Source organism: Psychrobacter sp. P11G3 (assembly GCF_001435845.1).
Taxonomy (GTDB): domain Bacteria; phylum Pseudomonadota; class Gammaproteobacteria; order Pseudomonadales; family Moraxellaceae; genus Psychrobacter.
Genome location: NZ_CM003596.1, coordinates 2,577,198 through 2,600,431, shown reverse-complemented (window position 1 = coordinate 2,600,431; position 23,234 = coordinate 2,577,198). Strand labels below are relative to the sequence as shown.

General features: G+C 41.0%; 16 protein-coding genes. 13 read left to right on the top strand and 3 right to left on the bottom strand.

Going from position 1 to position 23,234, the window contains the following annotated elements; translation table 11 throughout:
* Positions 1-49: 49 nt before the first annotated feature.
* Positions 50-1,351 (bottom strand): PDDEXK-like family protein, encoded by a 1,302-nt coding sequence (locus tag AK824_RS10445; RefSeq protein ID WP_057761332.1) that lies wholly within the window; start codon positions 1,349-1,351, stop codon positions 50-52.
* A 101-nt stretch (positions 1,352-1,452) separates the two neighbouring features.
* Here AK824_RS10445 and AK824_RS10440 point away from each other — a divergent pair, with 101 nt between their 5' ends.
* A complete protein-coding gene (locus tag AK824_RS10440; protein ID WP_057761331.1) occupies positions 1,453-2,385 on the top strand; it encodes a hypothetical protein in 933 nt (310 codons plus the stop codon).
* Between the two features lie 101 nt (positions 2,386-2,486).
* Here AK824_RS10440 and uvrA read toward each other — a convergent pair whose 3' ends face one another.
* Positions 2,487-5,393, bottom strand: a complete 2,907-nt coding sequence (gene uvrA / locus AK824_RS10435) for an excinuclease ABC subunit UvrA (RefSeq protein ID WP_057761328.1) — start codon at positions 5,391-5,393, stop codon at positions 2,487-2,489.
* Between the two features lie 713 nt (positions 5,394-6,106).
* Here uvrA and AK824_RS10430 point away from each other — a divergent pair.
* The 10 genes from AK824_RS10430 to AK824_RS10385 all read left to right on the top strand — a co-directional run bounded on the left by AK824_RS10430 (position 6,107) and on the right by AK824_RS10385 (position 19,162).
* A complete protein-coding gene (locus AK824_RS10430; protein WP_057761326.1) occupies positions 6,107-7,471 on the top strand; it encodes an MFS transporter in 1,365 nt (454 codons plus the stop codon).
* A gap of 129 nt (positions 7,472-7,600) precedes the next feature.
* Positions 7,601-8,212, top strand: a complete 612-nt coding sequence (locus AK824_RS10425) for a DUF3833 domain-containing protein (protein ID WP_082624632.1) — start codon at positions 7,601-7,603, stop codon at positions 8,210-8,212.
* Positions 8,213-8,529: 317 nt separating this feature from the next.
* Positions 8,530-9,153, top strand: a complete 624-nt coding sequence (gene ssb / locus AK824_RS10420) for a single-stranded DNA-binding protein (RefSeq protein WP_057761324.1) — start codon at positions 8,530-8,532, stop codon at positions 9,151-9,153.
* A gap of 1,177 nt (positions 9,154-10,330) precedes the next feature.
* Positions 10,331-10,654, top strand: coding sequence for an H-NS histone family protein (locus AK824_RS10415; protein WP_057761322.1), 324 nt, complete (start codon positions 10,331-10,333; stop codon positions 10,652-10,654).
* A gap of 229 nt (positions 10,655-10,883) precedes the next feature.
* Positions 10,884-11,711 (top strand): type II secretion system protein N, encoded by an 828-nt coding sequence (gene gspN / locus AK824_RS10410; RefSeq protein ID WP_057761320.1) that lies wholly within the window; start codon positions 10,884-10,886, stop codon positions 11,709-11,711.
* On the top strand, positions 11,712-12,617 hold the full coding sequence (locus AK824_RS10405; protein ID WP_057761318.1) for a type II secretion system protein N: 906 nt from the start codon (positions 11,712-11,714) through the stop codon (positions 12,615-12,617).
* Between the two features lie 77 nt (positions 12,618-12,694).
* The gene (gene gspD, locus AK824_RS10400; protein WP_057761315.1) at positions 12,695-14,938 is read left to right on the top strand and encodes a type II secretion system secretin GspD; all 2,244 of its coding nucleotides are present in this window, start codon (positions 12,695-12,697) and stop codon (positions 14,936-14,938) included.
* 497 nt (positions 14,939-15,435) lie between these two features.
* Positions 15,436-16,368: a TatD family hydrolase gene (locus tag AK824_RS10395; RefSeq protein WP_057762598.1), complete on the top strand. Its 933-nt coding sequence runs from the start codon at positions 15,436-15,438 to the stop codon at positions 16,366-16,368.
* A 100-nt stretch (positions 16,369-16,468) separates the two neighbouring features.
* Positions 16,469-17,338: a tRNA threonylcarbamoyladenosine dehydratase gene (locus AK824_RS10390; protein WP_057761313.1), complete on the top strand. Its 870-nt coding sequence runs from the start codon at positions 16,469-16,471 to the stop codon at positions 17,336-17,338.
* Positions 17,339-17,359: 21 nt separating this feature from the next.
* A complete protein-coding gene (locus AK824_RS10385; protein ID WP_227511162.1) occupies positions 17,360-19,162 on the top strand; it encodes a GAF domain-containing hybrid sensor histidine kinase/response regulator in 1,803 nt (600 codons plus the stop codon).
* Between the two features lie 158 nt (positions 19,163-19,320).
* Here the strand turns inward: AK824_RS10385 and efp are convergent, their stop codons facing one another.
* On the bottom strand, positions 19,321-19,893 hold the full coding sequence (efp, locus tag AK824_RS10380; protein ID WP_057761310.1) for an elongation factor P: 573 nt from the start codon (positions 19,891-19,893) through the stop codon (positions 19,321-19,323).
* A gap of 160 nt (positions 19,894-20,053) precedes the next feature.
* Between efp and epmB the strand changes: the two genes are divergently transcribed.
* Together epmB and AK824_RS10370 are read left to right on the top strand one after the other, a co-directional pair.
* Positions 20,054-21,061 (top strand): EF-P beta-lysylation protein EpmB, encoded by a 1,008-nt coding sequence (gene epmB, locus AK824_RS10375; RefSeq protein ID WP_057761308.1) that lies wholly within the window; start codon positions 20,054-20,056, stop codon positions 21,059-21,061.
* A gap of 368 nt (positions 21,062-21,429) precedes the next feature.
* A complete protein-coding gene (locus AK824_RS10370) occupies positions 21,430-23,187 on the top strand; it encodes a hypothetical protein (protein ID WP_057761306.1) in 1,758 nt (585 codons plus the stop codon).
* The last annotated feature ends 47 nt before the right edge of the window (positions 23,188-23,234 follow it).

The window sequence follows — 23,234 nt, the reverse complement described above, 5'->3', positions numbered from 1 at the left end:
TATCTTAATACCGCTCCTAGCTAAGTTATCAAAAATAGTGTCAAGCTTTCTACATATGAATGCTCTTTACATCATCAATCATTTGAATAATACCATTAGCTGTTTCAGTCACCCATTCTTCTCGACTTTCCTCATTGATAATATCGAAAAAATTATCATCAGGGTTTTTAAAGTTAATTGACCGTGGTGGGTAAACTTGCCCACCTAAATTTTGCTTCTTATTTTGATACTTCCAATTTTTAGGTAGTTTCTCAACTGCCGCTTCGAAACTTTGCATATTGCTTGGACATTCTGATAGACGTCCATCTTTGTCTACTAACGTTATGCTGTAATATAAACGATGATTTAACTCAATATAACAATAAACTCCCACATTGTTTTTTTCGGTTATTTTATAGCATAGACCATATGCCTTAGCTTTACCTTTCGTACCACCACCTGAAAAATACTGTTTTACTGCTTTTTCTTGGCTATAAGGAGACAGCTGGTTATCGCAAAAAGTAAAATTTAAATTTTTCTTATTGAAATAAGCCAACAAACTATTCCACATCTCATTCTGAATATTCTTTTGAACGGTTTCAAAATTCTGGCTTAGTTCATATACTGTCTTAAGGTTATTGTCATCTGCCAAAAAATCTACATACTCTTGCTTCATTTTCGCATTCCTTGTTTGACCTGTAATTCTAGCAACGGTATTAATGTATTGCTCGATAGTCTGCTCTATATGTGGATAATCTACTACCTTTTGCTTACATAGCGTCAAAAAGTTAAAGATGTCTTCTTTATAGCTAATTACACCATAGTCTTCGTTATTAATACTACCCTTGCCATAGTGTGATACGTCATCACCAAAACGATTTAAATATACTATATAGATATTTTTATCATCATAACCCATTTCTTGGCAAGCTTTATAATATCTTCCCAGCTGGTCTTTTTGATCTAGAGCATAAATCTTATTTTCGATAATAATGACATTTTTTTTGATATCATTGTCTTTGACTTCGAAAATAATATCTGCTATTCCATGATTTGAGTGATGGAATTTATATTCAACTTCACAACTGTAAACGACCTTTGGGTCTAGTTTTTCTCGATCCCACTCTTGTGTCGCTATGGCATTATTTAATACCGTTTCAATGAATAATTGTTGGAAATCTGCTATTTTATGGCTAGCATTAGGATTCAGTAGTTCAGCGAGAAAGCGAGAATGTAAACCAACTTCTTCACCTGTCTTACGTAGGATCGTGAATATATTAAAATCTAGTTTTGACCTATCATGTTTTTGCTGGAATTCCTGCTCCTTTTCTTGTAAAACTAAAATATTCTGTTTGAAACTATTGCTAAGCATAGCTATATTTCCTAGTGGTTTTAAGTTTGATCCTCAGGTTAAGTCTATCAAACTAATATAGACCTTCATGCTTTCCAAAACATGGCAAAGAGTTAACTACTATGAGCAGTAATTCTAAATATACAATGAGTGATATTCCTGATTATAAAGAACCTGAAGGATTTATGCTCGTCATAACAGGTCAAGTAACTAAAAAGGTAGCGCAAAATATTGGTAAAAATAGGTTTAATAAAGCCTCTAATAGATATTTAAAACTCGGCATTCATGATTCGGATTTTGAAATAGTTAGTTTATACGATTTAAGGAATATGACCGAAGTCGATAGAAGTCAGCAGCTTATAAGTCAGAAAGTCATAGTTTTTTTAGTTGAAAACGAGGCTAGCTTTGATTGTTTACGCATCTTTCAAGAAGAAATAGCTTATACATCAGCACTGACTTTCGTAATTCTCCCTTCAACCATAGATGAAATAAATAGTTTTAAAACTAAATCCGAAAATGCTTTAAGGGATAAGGCGAGCACACTATCATCTATTCCTACTTTTGCTATACCTTTTACCACATCACAAGTAAAAAGCGATTTTGTAAACAATATGAGCATAGAGAGTTATAACTTTTATTATTCCTTTATAGATTCAGTTGTAACTACAGTTTGTAGCGTTTACAGGCAGGATGACTCTATGATTGGCTATGACTTTAATGATTGGAAACATATATTTAGCGGCAACAGACTACTAAATATACTTCCAACAATTTACGCAACCGAAGATAACAAAGCTAATTTCAAGAGTAATTATTTAGAAGGGTTAAAAAAAGCAGAAATTAACCTGACTGACATTAAAAATATAATCTGTGTAATAAGTGCTAGTAGACCTCCTAGCTTAGAACAAATATGTGAAGTCACCGAGGCTATAGAGAATGACTTTGCTATTTTTTGTACAACAACTATGAAACTTACTCAAGATTTAGCTGCTTTCAAAGACCCAAGTATAGTAAGTGTCAATATTGTAGTAAGTAGGCATTGTGAAGATGGATAACTAGCGGTATAGAGTAGATTAAGTACGAAAACTAAGTTTCGGTCAACAAAAAAGGCCACTCTCTAAAGAGTAGCCTTTTATCAACTATTTACTAATTTGTCTTAGCTGACGTCTTTGAGTCCTTCCTCAAGCATTGGCTTTAAGAATTCACCCGTATACGAGCCTTTGACTTCTGCCACTTCCTCAGGCGTGCCTTCAGCGATGATCAGTCCGCCACCTTTACCGCCTTCAGGGCCTAGATCAATCACCCAATCTGCTGTTTTGATGACATCGAGGTTATGCTCGATGACCACGATAGTATTACCTTTATCGCGTAGGGCATGCAGGATATTGAGCAGCTTATCGATATCATGGAAATGCAAACCAGTGGTTGGCTCATCCAAGATATACAGCGTCTGTCCCGTATCGCGTTTGGCAAGCTCACGCGCCAGTTTGACACGTTGCGCTTCACCACCTGATAATGTTGGTGCAGACTGACCCAAGCGGATGTAGCTCAGACCGACATCCATCAATGCTTGCAGACGACGATAGATCGCTGGTATCGCTGAGAAGAACTCAACGGCATCTTCAACCGTCATATCAAGCACGTCAGCGATGGTTTTGCCTTTATAGTGAATCTCTAGCGTCTCGCGATTGTAGCGCTTGCCCTCACAGGTATCACATGGCACATACATATCAGGTAGGAAATGCATCTCAACTTTGATAAGACCATCACCTTGGCACATCTCACAGCGTCCGCCTTTTACATTGAAACTAAAGCGACCCGGCTTATAACCACGGGCGCGTGCTTCTTGCGTCTGGGCAAACATCTCACGCACAGGGGTAAACACACCTGTATAAGTCGCTGGGTTTGAGCGCGGCGTACGACCAATCGGGCTTTGATCGATATCGACCATTTTGTCCAAATGCTCAAGACCGCTAATGCTCTCAAATTTATCGGCAATCAGCGTTGAGGCATTGTTTAACTGAGTCGCTGCCAATGGCATAAGGGTACGGTTAATCAAGGTTGATTTACCCGAACCTGAGACACCAGTCACACAAGTCATGATCCCAACAGGAATGGTCAAATCTACATCGTGTAGGTTGTTGCCTGACGCGCCTTTTAGCTCGATGGTCATTGGTACTTTTTTGGCTTTGGCCTTACCTTTGACTTCTACATCGATAGTTTTGGCTTTATGACGCACAGTCGGAATTTCGATTTTTTTCTTACCAGACATATATTGCCCAGTCAGCGATTCTTTGTTTGCCATGATGTCATCGACCGTACCTTGAGCGATAATATGACCGCCATGTACGCCTGCACCGATACCGATATCAATCACGTGATCTGCTTGGCGAATCGCATCTTCATCATGTTCAACGACCAGCACCGTATTGCCCAAGTCACGCAAGCGCGTTAGGGTTTTTAGCAGACGATCATTGTCACGCTGATGCAGACCGATTGACGGCTCATCAAGTACGTACATGACGCCCATCAAACCTGCACCGATTTGGCTAGCCAGACGAATACGCTGTGCTTCACCACCCGATAGTGTCTCGGCGGAGCGAGCAAGAGTTAGATAGTCCAGACCAACGCTCACAAGAAAGTTTAAGCGCTCATTAATCTCTTTAAAGATTTTTTCGGCGACTTCACCTTTATGGCCGCCAATCTTTAGCGTTTTATAATAGTCAGCCGCATCACCGATAGATAGCTTAACGATTTCTGCAATGGTCTGATCATCAACACGGACGTTACGTGAGATTTCATTCAGGCGCGCGCCGTCACAGACGTTACAAGTGGTATCAGCCAGATATTTAGCCAACTCATCACGCACAAGGTTACTTTGCGTCTTGGCATAACGACGCTCCAAGTACGGAAGTACGCCTTCAAATGGTACAGTCTTATTGGTCTTGCGACCGCGCTCATCAGTAAAGTTAAAAGTCAGCTTTTCTTTACCAGAGCCGTGCATGATAAGGTCTTGCTGCTCTTTGGACAGATCTTGCCATGGCGCATCCATATCGATTTTAAAATGCTTACAGACAGTGCTAAGCAAGCCAAAATAGTACGCATGACGCTTGTCCCAACCATTGATTGCGCCTTGATTAAGTGACTTCTCATGATGAGTAATCAGCTTTTCAGCGGCAAAATATTGACGTTTTCCGAGACCGTCACAGCTTGGGCACGCGCCATATGGATTGTTAAAACTGAACATGCGTGGCTCAAGCTCAGGCACTGCACGATCACAGACAGGGCATGAATGCTTGGCTGACATGACTTGGTTTTCATCACCGCCTTCTTTTGGATTGCCATCCATAAAGTGCAGCGTGACCAGTCCTTGACCCAAACGTAACGCCGTCTCTAAGCTCTCAGCGACACGGTTGCCCAAGTCATCACGGACTTTAAAGCGATCGACCACCACTTCGATGGTATGTTTTTTCTTCTTATCCAGTGTTGGTAGCTCATCGGTATCATAGACATCACCGTCGACGCGCACACGGACAAAACCTTGACCGATGAGCTGCTCAAGCAAGACGGTATGCTCACCTTTACGCTCACGGATGACAGGTGCCAAGATCATAATCTTGGTGTCATCTGGCAAAGCCATGACTTGATCGACCATCTCAGTGACCGACTGTGCGACCATTGGCTCACCGTGTTCAGGACAATATGGCGTACCGATGCGTGCATAGAGCAGGCGCAGATAGTCATAAATCTCGGTAATCGTCCCGACGGTCGAGCGTGGGTTATGGTTGGTTGATTTTTGCTCGATAGCAATCGCAGGGGACAGACCCTCGATACTATCAACGTCAGGTTTCTCCATTTGCGAGAGGAACTGACGCGCGTAGGCCGATAAACTCTCGACATAACGACGTTGCCCTTCGGCATATAGCGTGTCAAATGCCAACGAAGATTTACCAGAGCCAGATAGGCCAGTAATTACCACGAATTTATCTCGTGGGATGTCTAAATCGATGTTTTTTAAATTATGAGTACGTGCGCCGCGTATTGCGATATGGTCATGTGCCATCGGTTACAGGTTTCCTATTTGCTAAAAGGGGATTGGGAAATATCTCAAGCTAAAAAGTAAATACAGATCAGTAAAGTGGTTGGTTAAAACGTGAATAATTCTAAATTTTCGATGTTGTTATAAGTAGTGTTGTTATAAAAGGTATCGTTATAAATAATGTCGTTATTAAGAGTGCCGTTATAAGGGGTACATACATTGATAAAGTAAAAGTTAAGCCAGCCTAGTTATTCATTTTCTATTGTTGTTTGGCTTTATGTTGCTTGTCGCTCCTACCACTATTTTTTATAGGACTAAGCAAATCTAAATCGAATCAGTGTTAAGTAACAGGCATCGTTTGTTATGGTTTTGACCAAAAATGTCATTTTATAGAAGCGTTCGTCGTTACGTAGATATGGTGAGTTAGCCGTTAATTGTGCTGACAACGTTTTACTTTATTGTCATGGTGACAGCATTATTCAAGGTGTCACTATGCATCTAATGCACTTGGTAACAAAATAATCTCGTAATATGAATGGCTTGGGTTAAGGGCGCATACGTTACTGCACCAGTAAGACAAAAGTCTCGGCAACCAAACGGCGAATGTCTTATACTAGGGGGCTTGATTTATAGGCCAATGCCTTGATAAACCAGTAGTGATAAATCATGGTATGGCACAGTGTTAGTCGTGAAAGATAGCAATGAGCAACCAGCAATGATCAACCAGTGAGGCAAGTATGAATAGCGTAGAGAAACGGGCAATCCTCGGAGTCGGTGGCATCTTTGCCTTACGTATGATTGGCTTGTTCATGATTGTGCCGGTATTTTCTGTTTATGGTGACAATTATGCACACGCGACGCCGTTTTTGATTGGTTTGGCCGTTGGTATTTATGGCTTAGGGCAGGCCATCTTTCAGATACCGATGAGTTTGGCTGCTGATAAATTTCCGCGTAAGCCTATTATCTTTCTGGGGTTGATACTGTTCGCAGTCGGCGGCATGATTGCAGCAAATGCGACGGATATTTATGAAGTGATCATTGGTCGGGCGCTGGCGGGTAGTGGTGCGGTCTCTGCTGTGCTTATGGCACTATTGGCTGATGTGACGCGTGAAGAGATGCGTACCAAAGCGATGGCCACGATGGGTCTGACGATTGCGACTTCTATTATGCTGGCCTTTGCTTTTGGGCCATTATTAGTCGGCTCGCTCGGTATCTCTGGACTGTTTTGGCTGACCTCGGGATTTGCTATTTTGGCGATGCTGCTATTAGTGGTAGTACCGACGCCTATGCGTGTGCTCAAGCACAACCTAGATAACAAAACCATCGGTCAACAGTTGGCCACTGTCCTCAAGATTGGTGATCTTAACCGCTTACATATCGGTATCTTTGCGCTACATCTGACGATGACTGCGATATTTGTGATATTGCCGCACCAGCTCAGTGACGTACTTGGCTTGTCAGTACGTCAGCAAGGCATGGTGTATTTGCCACTATTGTTTATTGGCTTCGCCATCGCGATACCGTTTATCATCATCGCTGAAAAGAAACGCAAAATGCGTCAGGTTTTTTTGGGTGCGATTGCATTAATGACCGCCGCTTTAGCATTGTTAGCGCTTGGCAGTCAGGTCGGTGTTGGTATTATATTGGGTTTGCTGCTGTACTTTATGGGTTTTAACTTACTTGAGGCGACGATTCCCTCATGGATATCTAAGCGCGCACCAGTCGCCAATAAAGCGACCGCAATGGGGCTTAATTCTTCCAGTCAGTTCTTTGGGGCGTTTGTAGGCGGGGCAATGGGTGGTCTGTTATTAAGCCAGCCTAATTTGTTGGCGTGGGGCATACTGGCTATTATTATGGGTGCCGCACTGCTTATTATTATTCCCATTTCTCAGCCACCTTATCTATCGAGCACAACGGTTACTATTCCCAAAGACATCAATATCCAAGACTGGTCACGACAGATGCTGGCAGTAGATGGCGTTGACGAGCTGGTCGTCATGGCAAAAGAGCAAGTCGCCTATTTAAAGTTAGATAAGACACAGTTGACGGATGATTCACGTCAGCAGCTATCGAGTTTGGCGCAAAGTCCGCTAGATATATAGCAGCTTTATACTTGTAGTTGTATACGGAAGTGAAGCCAAATAGCAAAAATTGCACAGACAGCAATCTCATAAACCATCAGTATCAATAAGTAGAAACTAACTATTTATCTCTATTTAAAAGGAATTAATATGAGTAAATTTAAGATGTTGTCTGGTAATGTCATTGAGGGTAAAAAGAAGGCGCATCGCTCAGTAGCCAAGCTAACCGTAGGTCTTGGTTTATCAGCCATGCTACTAACTTCTAGTTGCGCCACACAAAATATTCAGGCGTATCAGAACACCACACCGACGCTCGACATGCATGAGTTTTTTTCGGGTCAAATCGATGGTTGGGGTATGTTCCAAGGTCGAAATGGCGAAGTCAAAAAGCGCTTTTATGTTGATATTGATGCAACCCATGAGGGAGACGATGTCATTGTATTAAACGAGAAGTTCTCGTGGGCAGATGGTACGAAATCGCAGCGTATATGGCGTCTGACTGAGCAGACAGATGGCAGCTGGAAAGGTGTGGCAGGTGATGTTATTGGCGAGGCAACAGGGAAAGTGGTTGGCAATACGTTGCACTGGAATTACTTGTTAGAGTTACCTGTCGAGGATAAAACTTACAAAGTGAATTTTGATGATTGGATGTATCTTATCAATGAGGATGTCATGCTCAATCGCTCAGTGATGAAAAAATTTGGCGTTGAGCTGGGTAGTGTGACGTTAAGTATGCATCGTAAGCCTTCCGATGCTAACTAGAAATCTCTAAATCACTTGATAGTAAGTTAGGTGCTATGCAATATCGATAAAGGTAGACGGTGTTCTTCAGCGTCTTAAAATGGCAAAATAGCAGCATATTTATCTATTACCTGTTATTTATTGAATTCTACAATATCGACTAGCATACCTAGATAGAGTATCTAAGCGACATAGACTGACGTGCATCATAGATAGCCTATAGATATTTCGATAAAAATTGGTTAAAGTAAAATTATACAATTGGTAGTATCAAATGACGCTATCAGATAACGATTAGAACAGTTTATTAAATTATTCATAAATAAAAGGACGGTATCATGCGCGGAGTCAATAAAGTTATCATCATCGGTAACCTCGGAGCAGATCCTGAGGCACGCCAATTCAGCAATGGCGGTAGCGTAACCAATATTTCGGTTGCGACATCAGAGCAGTGGACAGACAAACAAAGCGGCGAAAAAAGAGAAGCGACAGAGTGGCATCGTATCGCACTTTTCAACCGTCTAGGTGAAATCGCAGCGCAATACCTGCGCAAAGGCAGCAAAGTCTATATCGAAGGTAGTTTGCGTACACGTAAATACCAAGACCAAAGTGGTCAAGACCGTTATATTACTGAGATTCGCGCTGAACAAATGCAAATGCTTGATGGTCAAACTGGCGGTGGTCAGGGACAAGGCAATAGTGGTGGTTTTGGTAATAACCAAGGTGGCTCAAATCAGGGTTATGACAATCAAAATGGCCAAAACAACTATGGTCAGCAAGCAAATAATCAAATGGCACATCAAGGCGGCTATAATCAACCAGCGGCTCAAGGTGGTCAGAATAGCTTTAACAATCAAGCGCCTGCTCAGCAAAACCAGTTCAATCAGCCAGCACAGAAACCTGCACAATCTAAGCCTACAGCCATGCCAGATGGCCCTGTAGATGATGACATTCCGTTCTAAATCATATAAGAAAGAAAGTGTAAAGGTGTATTGATATTTATTATCTTATAACTCTTTGATAGAAAGCTTTAGCCCTGAATCTTATCCTCATATTAGTGTAAATATTGAGAATAAGATTCAGGGCTATTTTTTAATAGTAATATATAAATTATTATAAGAAAATTAATGTTAAAAAAGCCCTGCAACTGCAGGGCTTTTTTAATGCTTGCTATAGTTGATTCAATTTAAAAGAGATACAGGGCAACTGAGTGCAGATGTAACTGTGATACTTCAAACGAGGTTAACACTGTAGCTCTTTTATAGAGGATTAACTATATCCAAAATATAATTCAGTTAATACTTTTTAACGTAGCTAAACTAATTTTTTATTAAAAATGTTTTTAATTTATTTAGTATGCTCTTAATCTGTAAACGATTAAACTTAAGTTTAATCAGTATTGGTTTAATACTATTGGTTTTTACATTAGTTAATATGCTTACTACCTTCTATACTCTATATTGACCGTTTATACCAAAAAATAATTATGATTAGTGACGTTTGGTTTTAAAAATTGCTATACTAACTTTATATAGCATATAGTTAATATATATTGATCGTCTCTAAATAAAATAACTCTCGATGATAATAGCCAAAGTTTTACTTGTTTCTTATTAATAAATCGAAAGCTATTTAGATAATAGATTTTTATATTAAATGGTTAACTTCTTCAGAAAGCAGCATAGCAACGACATAGTATGTTACAGAGCTGATGCAGAACTATCTCTAAAATTAGCAGTATTTGAGAGTATAGTGCATTGACTTACTACTCTATCATTTTAACAGTAGATTTTTGTCGAAATATTATTGTGAGATTCTAGCACTAGTCAAAATACTAGATTTTTTTTATTAGAAACTGCTTTCAAAGCTATAATAGCAGCATATAAAGAATGATGACTTGTGTGTTTAGATTTATCTAAAACTAATCTTATTTAAAATGGATACAATGAGCATCTATCGCTATATATTTTCTATTTATGATGGATTGTTCGGGCTGTTATTAGAAACTAAATATTCTTTAGAATTAATTATATTTTATACATAGATTTAATGGCCAATGAACGATTTGTTCACTGCATTATTTCACGAAAAACAATACCTCAATAGAGGCTACACTCTTATTTTATAGTTGGATTTATTATGAGCAAAAATAACGCAATTGATTTAGAAAATTTGAACGTGGATGAGTTACGTGCTATCACTGAAAACGCTCAACAACTTATCGCTAAAAAACAACATCAACGTTTGTATGATGCGTATATGCAGTTCGAGCAGATTGCAGAAAATAGCAATGCAACGATCGAAGAGATACTAAAAGCTGGTGAAAAGTTAGAGAAAAAACGCAGTATTAAATATCGCAATACTGATGATCATAGTGAAACTTGGACTGGACGTGGCCGTAAGCCAACGTGGTTGGTTGAAGCGCTAGCAGCAGGTCGTGATATCGAAGATTTTGCTATTTAATTAGCTGTTTTCTTATAAAATGCCTTTCTGTGAGCCAGCTTGAAATTGCTATTGATAATGGTTTATTTACAATCATTTAGCGATAGATAGAGCTGCTTTCGAGAAAATAAAAGCCAGTATCTTTACTGCCAGTATTTTGGCAAAAAGATACTGGCTTTTTTTCTGTCATCTATATGCCATTGTTTGTTATGATAATGACGTTTTTGTCTTATATAAGAGTTGTACGACTGTGGCCCAAGTATCTGAGTTTTCTCATAAACGTCCCCGTAAGCTCTGGTGGCTAGTGGGGTTTGTGTTGTTTGCGCTATTTGCTGTGTTGCAAATGCCAGCAGCATGGTTACTTGAGAAATACGCACCAGATACGCCTTATGTCCAGCATGTATCTGGCAATGTATGGCAAGGTGCTGCTATTTGGCAGTTGCCTATGTCATCGACGTCGCTCACAGGTATGGCAGAATGGTCATGGCAGCCTTGGCAGTTACTCATAGGTAAGCTAGGGGCGGACGTCAACATTCACTCATCACAGACACGTCTGAATGGGCAAGTTAAACTTGGGTTAAACTCATGGCAAGTTGACGAGATGAGTGGGAAAATTGCACCTGAGACGCTAGCGAGTGTGGTCAACTGGCAGCTGCCAAATACCCCTATTCAGGTAAATAATGTATCGCTAACGCGCCAGTCTGATAAAAGTGAGGCATCTAGTAGTGAGCCTGCTCAGGACGCTGGCGGATTTAGTGCAGCGGATGGCCAATTGACTTGGGTTGGTGGTGAAGTCGGCTATCCTAGTGGTGGCAAAGTTTTTTATATTACGATGCCTGCTTTAAGAGCTGAGCTTAGTACAGAGCAAAAAAACAATAGAGATTTGCTGCATGTTAATTTATTGAACAATCAAGATAAGCGTTTGGGTGATCTGTATCTCGATAGCGATAATATGCTCGATGTCAGTTTGACGCAGCGTTTGCTAGAGAACATGCCTGAGTACAAGGGACAAGCCCCTCAAGATACGCCAGTTGTCAGTGTGCGCCAGCCATTGCTAGCTGGTTTGGGGGCGAACTAAATGCTTAATATCGCCGCAAGCCTAAAACCTGTTATCAATACTCTCAATCGCTTTTCAGCTTGGTTGTTATTGTTAGCCATTGCTTGGCTATGCTGGACAGCGGCCCGCCTTTTATGGTTATTGCTAGCAGCGCCTTTAGCACCTGCATTGCCTTTAGCGCCTCTACAGAATAATGCCAAATCCACCAATGATTATCGTGGCTTATTTGCAATCTTTGCTGATCCCGATCCTGTTACCGCAGCCGTGCAACCACCTCCCAACATTGAGCTCAAAGGCGTACTACTAGCCATACCTGAGAGCATGTCTTCCGCCTTATTGAATGTCAATGGCGAAGTCAAAAATTACCGCATCGGTGATGAACTAAAGGACAGTGATTATACGCTCGTGGCTGTTGATTGGAATTCAGTCATTATCGCTGATGCTAACGATAAAGAAACCGTTATTAAAATGCCAGAGGCGATGCCATTAGACCAGAGTGATATGCTAGCAAGCGGAATAAGCAATCAGCGTTTGCCAAACAATAGCATGTTGCCTACAGCGCCCCAACCAGTACAAAACACTGTTCCTGAGACAGAAGGGACAACTGGCGCAGACACTTCAAAAAGTCCACAGTCGGCTATCGAAGAAGCGGTTACGGCCTTGCAAGAAAACCCTGCCAGTTATTTAAGTAGGATGGGGGTGATGGCATCAGGTGAAAGCTATCAAGTCACAGCGGCGATGCCTGCTGGCCTACGTAATCGTTTAGGGCTTGAGCCAGGTGATAAGGTATTGACAGTCAACGGACAGAGCGTAGGTAATAACCCTGCGCAAGATGCTGGTGTACTTCAGCAAGTACAGCAAGCAGGTGAAGCGCAGATAGAGGTTCAACGTGGTGAGCAAGTTATTACGATTCGCCAGCAGTTCTAGCAAGGTAGGTTTTTAGCAACATTGCTCCTTAAAAATTCAGCACATAGTAAGCAATATCACTGTAGGTAATCATCAATATGGTAAGTTTTCAGAATTTTTCAGCCACGCCTTTGTACTGTAGCCTGCAGCGTTTGATGCGCCTGTGTCGTCCACTTTGTCTAGCAGTGCCTTTATGGGCTGCTGGTGTTGGTCTTGCCAATGCTGAGAGCTGGAAAGTCAATTTGCAAGACGCTGATATCAAAGCTTTTATCAATGAAGTTGCGACCATCACCGATCAAAACTTTGTTCTTGATCCGCGTATCAATGGCAATGTCACAGTCATCTCTAACAAAGCCTTGTCCCGTGATGAGATTTATCAGTTATTTCTGAGCGTGATGCAAGTGAATGGTATCGCTGCGATTGAGTCAGGAACGACGACAAAACTGGTACCGGATAATATTGCTAAGCAATCTGGTGTGGCGGTTGATTTACGCGGTGATAGTGTTGGCGAGTCGCTCGCTACTCGAGTTATTTATTTGACTAACACCCAAGCTGCAGAAGTATTAGGTGTTATTCGCCCATTGATGCCGCAGTCGGCTCACGCGGCCGCTGTACCTGGTGTCAATGCGCTAGTATTGTCCGATAGAGCAGACAGCCTTAACCAACTGACAGCCCTTATCCGTGATTTAGACAGCAATGTGAATGACAGTTTGCAAGTGATACCACTACGCCACGTCGATGCCGAACGTATGATGGAATTGATTAGCGCCTTAGTCTCAAGTGCGGGTAGTGGGCAAGCACAAGGTGGCAACAATCAGCTAAAGGTGATTGCTGATACGTCAAGCGATAGACTGTTAGTCAAAGGCAGTCCTGAAATGATTGCTAAAGTCCAAGAAATGGTCAATCAATTGGATACTACGCCGACCAGACGTTTAAGTGGTTTACGTGTCTTTCGTTTAAAGTATGCTAGTGCTGGTCATATCGCCGATATGTTACGCGGCTTACTCGCTAATCAATCTATCAATAGTGCTGGCGCGACCTCGACATTAGAATCAGCTTCGCTAAATGATGCAAGTAGCACAGGCGCTGCAATTAATAATGCAGCTAGCGATATCCTAGGTAGCAGTGCAGCTGCTGTGTCGACTAGCAGCACAAGTGGAACAAGCACAGGAGTGGGCGGTCGTCCTTTTAGTATTATTGCTGATGAAACTCAAAATGCCGTTATCGTCAATGCCGCACCTGAGCTAATGTTTGAGATTGAAGACGCGGTCAACCAATTAGACAGTCGCCGCGCACAAGTATTGATTCAAGCCGCTATTGTTGAAGTGTCAGGCGATGATGCTACTCAGCTAGGTGTTCAGTGGGCGCTAGGTAACGCTAATAGTGGCTATGGAGTGGTCAACTTTAACAATGTGGGAGCCAGCGCAACGACGCTTGCAGCTGCCGCTTTAGCAGGGACAAGTACGGCAGGTATTAGCGCTGCAGCCAGCTCTATTGCAGGTGCACTGATAGGAATTGGAGACAGTCGCAAAGACAGTCAGGGCAATACAGAATTTTATGGTGCTATTTTACAGGCGCTTGACTCATCTACCAGTGCTAATCTATTGTCCATGCCATCGATTTTGACATTGGATAATGAAAAAGCCAGTATCTTAGTTGGTCAAAACGTACCTTTTGTCACAGGTTCTTTTACCACTAGTGGCAACAATTCAAACAACCCATTTCAGACAATTGATCGCCAAGACATTGGTATTAATTTGAACGTCATTCCCCACATTGGTGATAATGGCACAGTACGATTAGAAGTGTCGCAAGAAGTTTCGTCAGTCGTACCAGGCAGTACGGGTAATGCCAGTGGGCTAATTACCAATAAAAGCCTTATTAATACGACCATTCTAGCGGATGATCAGCAGACGATTGCCTTGGGCGGCCTGATGCGTGACAACACCACTACACGTCAACAGAAAGTTCCTGGGTTGGGCAATGTTCCTGTTATCGGTAGACTTTTTCGTTCTGATAACGACAGCACCCAAAAGAGCAATTTGATTATCTTTTTACAGCCGACTATTTTACGTGATGGTGGCGCGGTAGCGAGTGTGACTGAACGCAAATTCAATCAAATGAGAGTGTTGCAGCTGGTCATTGATAAAAACGGTACGATTAAGCAATTACCATTGAGCGGCACTGAAGGTTGGAATGGTAATGTCAGTGCAGATTACGAGCTCATGCCGCTCAATCCCCTTATCCCTAAACGTGATCAAGCGCCAAAATCTACTTCGCAAGGTTTTACGAGAGTAGATAATCCTAATAGCGGTATCACGACCTATCCTCTTAATCGTTAAAATATTAGCCGTATATATAACGGTTAATATGATTTAACTGACATAAATTAATGTACGATGTGATAGATAATAGTTACATCGTACATTAGCTTGCGTATTCATAACACAGATAAACATAGACGCTTTTATATTTGGGTATATTAGTTACTAATAAAATAATGAGTTACGTATCATGTTTTTCACTATAGTAAATCAGAAACTAAGATGACAGATTATAAAAATACGAAAAAATGGCTTTTACTAAGTGTGGCTGCAACTGCGCTATTACTCATCCCTAGGCGCAGTAGTCGAAAGGACAATACGAAGATAGTAAATAACCATGATACCGTATCTAAGGGTAATGATATCAATGATGCTCGTTAGAATGCAGCTAATAAATAGAAGTTAGTAATTAAAAAATAGAAGCTCAATAATGCGTTTATAGCAGTATTACTTAACTTTATCTTTTGAAAAGTCAGTTTTGGAGTTTATTAATGTGTGGCAACAAATCAGTGACCATGGCTGAGAGAACAGATGCTAGAGAAGTTTTAAAAAATGTCTATTCTCTTATAGATACGCATACACATTTTGACGCTCCTATATTTGATCCTGACCGAATACAGCAGGTAGAGCAAGCTTATAGTCAAGGTATCCGTCATTTAGTGCTAGTCGGCTATCTATACGAGTATTTTAATCGAATGTATGATATTCAAGACTTCATCACCAAAATGTCGCCGCCATCTGTGACAAAGGCAAACAACCAAGAGAAATGCGATGTTGTAGCCCATATCGCGCTAGGTTTACATCCTTTTTATATTGAGCAACATACCGATGACCATTTAATACAACTTGAGCAAATGGTGATAGAGCGTCGTCCGTTAGCTATCGGTGAGATTGGACTAGATACCTTTACCGATGCGATGAAGCAGCCTAAGATATTTGCTAAACAAAAAAGATTCTTTGCGGTGCAGTTGGATATAGCAGTGGCCCATCGACTGCCAGTGATGCTGCATATTCGTAAAGCGCATGCCGAAGTACTTGCAATATTAAAAGCACATAAATACGACGCGCATAAATTAGGTGGTATTGCCCATAGCTTTAGCGGTGGCGAGCAAGAGGCGAAGGCTTTTGTAAAATTAGGGTTTAAGCTGGGTGTTACGGGACAGATTACCAATCCGAACGCCAAAAAACTGCGCCGTGCTATTCAAGTAGCAGTTGAGAGTCATGGCATCGAATGCTTGGTCATTGAGACGGATTGTCCAGATATGACACCTATTATGTGTCAGACATCGGATGACACACATTCACATAATAGAAATATACCAGCCAACCTGCCATGGGTATTAGCAAGCTTGAGTGAACTATTAGAAATACCACATGATAAACTTGCTAAGCAATTGTGGCAAAATAGCTGTGATGCTCTGGAAGTAGACTGGGCTTATTCAGTGTGACTATGCTATTTATAAGAAAAGCATCGTTGTAATTAGAAGCTAAAAAGTATGAGCCGTATAAATGACAACCAAAATATTTGAAAAGAGAATTTGATCTGTTATGAGTGACACGCGACAATTTGAACAACCAAAATCCGTCGAAGACAGTCTTGCACAAGACGAATCGCGCCAACAAGATGAGCAGTACGATCGTCGTTTTCAAGGTACACGGACACTATATGGTACCTCTGCGGTTGATACTTTTTCGGCAGCTCATGTCTACATTATTGGTGTAGGAGGAGTGGGCTCTTGGGCAGCAGAGGCACTGGCTCGGACAGCAGTGGGAACAATTACGCTGATTGATTTGGACGTATTGGTTGCGTCTAATGTCAATCGCCAATTGCCTGCACTAGACAGCACGTTTGGACAAAGTAAAATTGAAGCAATGGCAACTCGTATTAGAGAGATTAATCCCACAGTAACCTTGAATTTAGTCGATGACTTTTTGACAGTAGATAATGTCGCCACACTCTTACCAAGTCGGGAAGCGGTCAAATCCGCTACTGCTCAGGGTAGACCGATTGTTATTTTAGACTGTGTAGACGATATGAATGCGAAACTAGCAATCGCTTTACACTGTCGTTTTAATAAACTAAAGTTGGTCTGTGCGGGCGGTGCAGGTGGTAAGATAGATCCAAGTCAGATTAGAGTAAGTGATTTGCGTGACTGTTATCAAGACCCACTACTTGCAAAGTTACGCAACAAGTTACGCCACGAGAAAGGCATTAATAGTGCTTTAAAAGAAAAATTTGGTATTAAATGTGTTTATTCGACAGAGCCGCCAATTTTAGATAAAAGCTGTCAAACAGGTGGTCTGCAGTGCGGTGGTTATGGCTCAGCAGTGGTCGTTACGTCAGTGGTGGCGATGATTATGGTGAGTGAAGCATTACAATTATTAATAAGACAGACGAGTCGTAACTCATACGTCTGATATTATTTAATGGAGTTTACCTTGTCTATATCTAACTCACCTCAGCAGAGCTACCCTGTCGCGGTAGATGAAATAGAGCGTATCAATAAGCTAAGAAAGTATCAGGTACTCAATGAAGATGAGGAGCCTGCGTTTGATCGGCTAGTTGAACTCGTAAAGCTATTTTTTGATGTGCCTGTGGTTACCATTACTTTCATGGATGAGGAAACACAATATTTAAAGCCAGCCTGTCAATTCGATAGTGAAGATGAGGCTGTAAGCAAAGGGCCACGTAACACGGCTTTTTGTAATTATACAATATTGTCTGATGATGTATTAATCGTGTTAGACACCTTTAGGGATAGTCGTTTTAGCCAAAGTCCGATGGTCACAGGTTCTCCATATTTAAGATTTTATGTTGGTGCACCTATTATCTTAAATGAAGACAACAAAAGGTATCGTCTAGGTACATTATGTCTTATGGATACTGAGCCACATCAGAGTTTTAGCAGCCAACAAGAAAAGATATTGGCGCAGTTTGCAATGATGGCCGCAGATGCGTTGAAATTACAAGATAAACAACGTGATGCTAAGCGTGCTAATGAGATGAAATCGAGCTTTTTGGCCAATATGAGTCATGAGATTCGTACACCGATGAATGGTATTATCGGTATGGTAGAGATGTTAGGCGATACCGAACTCAGTAGCGAACAGCGTGACTATGTTGATAACATCAAAGTCTCTAATGAACATTTGATGGTCATCATTAATGGTATTTTGGACTTATCGAAGGTTGAGTCTGGAAAAATGACGATTGATTCTATTCCATTGAATTTATCTAGTTTATGTAATGAAGTCGTCAGTTTATTTGCGATTAAGGCACGTCAAAGAGGCGTAACTTTAGATTATCATTATACTGAAACACTATCACCTTATGTAAACGGCGATCCTGTACGTCTGAAGCAGATTATCGCAAACTTGGTCAATAATGCGATTAAGTTCACGCGTGAAGGTGGTCAAGTAAGCATCGATGTCAAACATATGGACAACTGCTACTGTCCAGATAACATTGATGAAAAATTCGTGAATACGAGTCAAGAAAAAGAAGCAAGCAAAATAGAATGCAATAAAACTGGTCAGAACATGACTTTGTGTATAGAAGTGAAAGATACGGGTGTTGGTATTAAAGAAGAGTCGTTAGAGGCGATATTTGACGCTTATGACCAAGCGAATAAGTTTACTCATCGTATTTACGGTGGTACTGGACTTGGACTGTCTGTTTGTAAGTCCTTAGTCGATTTGATGGGTGGTCATATACATGTAAATAGTGAAGTAGGGGTTGGTACGACATTTAGTGTTTTATTACCGCTGACTACTATTGATGAAAACAAGTATGAAACATGGCAAGACTCTCACGATACGACTATGATTGAACCTACGCATGAGCGGTCTGGCCATATCTTGTTAGTCGAGGATGATGCTGTCAATGCGATTATAGCCAAGAAATCACTAACCAGCAGTGGTCATACCGTCACCCATGTTACGGATGGGCAGCAAGCAATTGAGGCTTTTGCTTTATTCCCTGATCGTTATGATGTGATATTGATGGATCATCATATGCCGATTATGGATGGAGTACAGGCAACTATTAAATTGCATGAACTATATGATCCTCAAGCGTTGCCGCCTATTATTGCCCTGACTGCCAATGCAATGGACGGCGAGCGGGAGAAATATCTAAAAGTTGGCATGCAGGATTATTGCACCAAACCTTTTAAGCAGGAGCAGTTGAATGCCTTAGTGCAGTATTGGCTGATACAAAAGCAATCATTGGAAGAAGAGTAACTTACTAGATATTAGTATCAGTGCCTTTGATTAGCATCTTAATATAACTATGATCGGTAAATATAAAAAAAGCTTAACCGCCTATATGGTGGTTAAGCTTTTTTATTGATGATAAAGATATCAGTAAATATCAACTACCAGTCATGTTTAGAGCGATATTAGTTCACGCGAGTTTGGTAGTCGCCAGTACGCGTATCGACACGAACCACTTCACCTTGTTGCACAAATAATGGTACACGTACAACGGCACCTGTCTCTAATTTAGCAGGTTTGCCACCACCGCCTGAAGTATCGCCGCGTACGCCAGGATCTGTTTCTGTGATTTCTAACTCAACGAAGTTAGGCGGCGTGACTGACAGAGGAGCACCATTAAATAACGTAATGGTACATAGAGCATTGCTGTTTTCTTTTAACCACTTGATTGAGTCACTCATTGCGTTTTTGTCCGCTTGAATCTGCTCAAAGCTCTCAGGATGCATAAAATGCCAAAACTCGCCATCGTTGTATAGATAGTTCATTTCAGTATCCATCACATCAGCAGCTTCTAAGCTGTCACCTGATTTGAAAGTTTGTTCCAGTACTTTGCCACTACGAAGATTGCGCAACTTAACACGGTTGAAGGCTTGACCTTTACCAGGTTTGACAAACTCGTTTTCAAGAATGGCACAAGGGTTGCCATCAAGCATCACTTTTAGACCAGCTTTAAATTCATTAGTAGAAAAACTTGCCACAAGAAACTCCTAGGGGTTGTAAATGTAATAGTAAGACATAGGGCTGACTGTACCAAAATTTTCTGTTATGCCAAGTATTTACGGATTAACGAGGATACTTTGATAGGCTAGACACTAAGGGCGTATAATATCGGATTTTGGGCACAGGTAATAGGCTGTCATGATAAACCATTTAATCACACAAAAAAACTGGCAAACGCAATTATCGGAAGCTATTACATCTGTTGATGAGCTATTGAGTATCCTACAGCTTGAATCAATGCGTGCAGAAGTTTACGTACCTAAGCATTTTGAACTGCGTGTGCCGCGTGGCTTTGTGACAAAAATGGCTATTGGCGACCGTAATGATCCCTTGCTTAAACAAGTGTTGCCAGACCAGCAAGAGCAAATTAACGTCACAGGCTACGTAGCAGATCCGCTAAGCGAAAACACTCAAAATCCTGTAAAAGGCTTGCTCCATAAATATCAATCAAGAGTGTTGTTAACGATTACAGGCGCGTGTGCTATTCACTGCCGTTACTGCTTTCGTCAGCATTTTGACTATAGTGCCAATATGCCGACTGCTGATGCAAAAGAAAATATCATTAACTATATTAATGCGAATCCTGAGGTCAATGAGGTAATTTTGAGTGGTGGTGATCCACTAAATGTGACCAATAGACGTTTGTTTTCATGGTTAGATACTTTGGAGTCTCTTCCGCAGATTACTACCATTCGATTGCATACGCGTTTACCATTGGTGATACCTGCACGCTTGGACGCTGCATTGTTAGAAAAGCTGTCTCAGAGTCGCTGCCATATTGTAATGGTTATTCACTGTAATCATGCCAATGAGCTAGATGCACCAACCGCTGAATACTTGCAACGTGCGAGAGCAGCTGGAATTACACTATTAAACCAAGCCGTGTTGTTAAAAGGTATTAACGATACTCTTGACGCGCAAGTGCAGCTTAGTCAGCGTTTGTTTACTTCTGGCGTGCTACCATATTATTTGCATGTGTTGGACAAAGTGGCTGGCGCAGCGCATTTCGATAGTAGTGAGCAAGCAGCGATTGAGCTTTATTGGTCATTGCTAGCATCATTGCCAGGTTATCTCGTCCCTAAGTTGGTCAGAGAGTTACCGAATAGACCTTTTAAAGTGCCGATTGATATTTACAGCAATAGCTAATGTAGGGCACTATGTCAATTTAAGATAATTAGTAAACAAAGAGCGGCTTTTAAAAAAGATGCGGATAGTATCTTTAAAAACTAAAATCTAGTATTTATGCTTTTTTCTAAGTATAAATAGATATATGATTGGAAAAGAATATAGACTGTCAGTATGTAAGTTAATTAAAAAGTATACCACTTTAGATATAAGATTTTGCCAGTATGTAGGTATTGTCAGAGCGTACTGCTAGACTTAGGCTCACAATAAATAGATATCATCACTTTTCTATAGTCGAGCTTAACAAACATTTTTTAGGCCATACATGTATTTGTACTGCTGCATATTACTGATTGCCTCAGAGTGACTAATAGAGAGTAAAGATACTGATGATAACGTTATCAATGTTTCAAGAGCATTTAGATTCTACAGATCCACTACCTCCGCTATCTAATCGCTCAGTAAATGGTCAAGAGCGTTACTTGTTAAAGATGTTGGCAACGCTACCTACGCTTACCCAAGAGCAGCAAACAGAGCATTTAGAGAGTCTACTGACAGTATTACGTGAATCCAATATGGATGAACAACAGCGTCTTAAATTGATGGCAACAGTCATTGATGCCTCAGACCGACTGATTGCAGCTTTTAGGCAGCACTATATCTATGAGACAGGTGCGCTTAGTCAGGATCAGATGTCTTATATCGCTCAAATGCAATCGCTACATTATTTAATTATTATGGTTTACGACAAAGTCATACGTCGTGAGACGCAGTTGTCTGAAGCCTCCTCAAACCAATCTTCTGGTAAAGGTTGGCAGCGTTTTTTTGGTGCTGAAACTAAACCTGATAGCACGCTTGCTATTGCGATTTATCAATCACTATTAAGGTACCAAAAACTATTAGCAGAAGATACACTGTGCTATCGAAAGCCATCAGATTACCTGTGGTCTAAAGTCAATCGGTTGTACTATCTGGCTCATCAGAGAAAAGTGACTGATATTGATTTGAGCCTACATACCGTCACACAACAAACAAACAGCATTCATCAGCTATATTGCCAAATCTGTTTGCATCACTTGTTAAATTTGCGTGCTATGAGGCGCCCGAATATCTTGCTTGTACAGCGTCTATTGCCTGACTGGGCTAAACACATGGTCGCGACAATGGAGCCCGCCACCGAGACAAAAGTTTTTGTTGATCTTAATAGTAACAATCCACCAAGCTATCTGACCGTCAACTCTCATATCAACCCCTATGAAGATCGTCATGACTGTCTATTTATAGAACTGACACCGATTGTTGAATATTTTGAGTCACGTAAAGAAGCCTTTATCGATGAAGGCAACACAGCCGAATATAGTCTGCTTAATGCTATTTCGATGACCATCAGCTATCGTTATTTACAGCCGCCACTTACCTTGCCAACCAAATATACTAGCAAACATCAGGCAAAGTTAATCACCAATTTTCATGATATACACTACCATGTAGGTCATTCAAAAACTTTTGCCAATTTAATCGCTATAAAACATCTACGAGAAGAAGACAGACCCTTATACGATACATTTGATAGCGAGCGTGGCCGCAGTAGCGTTATAAACATTGAGACATTTGATGACCATGACAGTTCTTCAGCATATCGCAGACTGCATTTATTGCCAAAAGCTGGTGATCTCAATAAGAATGTTGCCGACAAAAACATTCTCAATAAAGAAGGGCTTATTGTAGAAAAAATTGTCCCTGACCTTTCTAAGACAGCACCTCAGCCTTTACACATCATGAGCCTGATTTTAGTCTATGGAACTGAAAATACAGAACAGCCTAATTGGTCAATAGGGGTGGTACGCTGGTTCAATGTCGATACTAAAAATCCAGAAGTAGAATGGCAGATACTCGGGCATAAAATTGTGGCATGTGGATTACGTTTGGAAGGCAGTAAAACGCGAAGTCATCATTTTGTACCAGCATTTATTCTCGGTAAAGATGAACAGCTACAGACGACTGGCACACTAATCGTACCACCTTCTTACTTTCAAGCTGATGATAGAGTCGTCATGCGTATTGGTAATAAACAAACCTCCCTACGATTAGGTCGCAGGCTAATGATGACTGATAAGTTTAGTCAATATGAGGTGGCTCAGTTATAGCGCTTAGGGATGCTTAGATGTGACAGGAGTTTCAGGCCATAACGAAG

Bases quoted from the DNA above. Each gene is read 5' to 3' on its own strand.
- AK824_RS10445 (WP_057761332.1), bottom strand. From the start codon at position 1,351: ATGCTTAGCAATAGTTTCAAACAGAATATTTTAGTTTTACAAGAAAAG.
- AK824_RS10440 (WP_057761331.1), top strand. From the start codon at position 1,453: ATGAGCAGTAATTCTAAATATACAATGAGTGATATTCCTGATTATAAA.
- uvrA (WP_057761328.1), bottom strand. From the start codon at position 5,393: ATGGCACATGACCATATCGCAATACGCGGCGCACGTACTCATAATTTA.
- AK824_RS10430 (WP_057761326.1), top strand. From the start codon at position 6,107: ATGAATAGCGTAGAGAAACGGGCAATCCTCGGAGTCGGTGGCATCTTT.
- AK824_RS10425 (WP_082624632.1), top strand. From the start codon at position 7,601: ATGAGTAAATTTAAGATGTTGTCTGGTAATGTCATTGAGGGTAAAAAG.
- ssb (WP_057761324.1), top strand. From the start codon at position 8,530: ATGCGCGGAGTCAATAAAGTTATCATCATCGGTAACCTCGGAGCAGAT.
- AK824_RS10415 (WP_057761322.1), top strand. From the start codon at position 10,331: ATGAGCAAAAATAACGCAATTGATTTAGAAAATTTGAACGTGGATGAG.
- AK824_RS10405 (WP_057761318.1), top strand. From the start codon at position 11,712: ATGCTTAATATCGCCGCAAGCCTAAAACCTGTTATCAATACTCTCAAT.
- gspD (WP_057761315.1), top strand. From the start codon at position 12,695: ATGGTAAGTTTTCAGAATTTTTCAGCCACGCCTTTGTACTGTAGCCTG.
- AK824_RS10395 (WP_057762598.1), top strand. From the start codon at position 15,436: ATGGCTGAGAGAACAGATGCTAGAGAAGTTTTAAAAAATGTCTATTCT.
- AK824_RS10390 (WP_057761313.1), top strand. From the start codon at position 16,469: ATGAGTGACACGCGACAATTTGAACAACCAAAATCCGTCGAAGACAGT.
- epmB (WP_057761308.1), top strand. From the start codon at position 20,054: ATGATAAACCATTTAATCACACAAAAAAACTGGCAAACGCAATTATCG.
- AK824_RS10370 (WP_057761306.1), top strand. From the start codon at position 21,430: ATGATAACGTTATCAATGTTTCAAGAGCATTTAGATTCTACAGATCCA.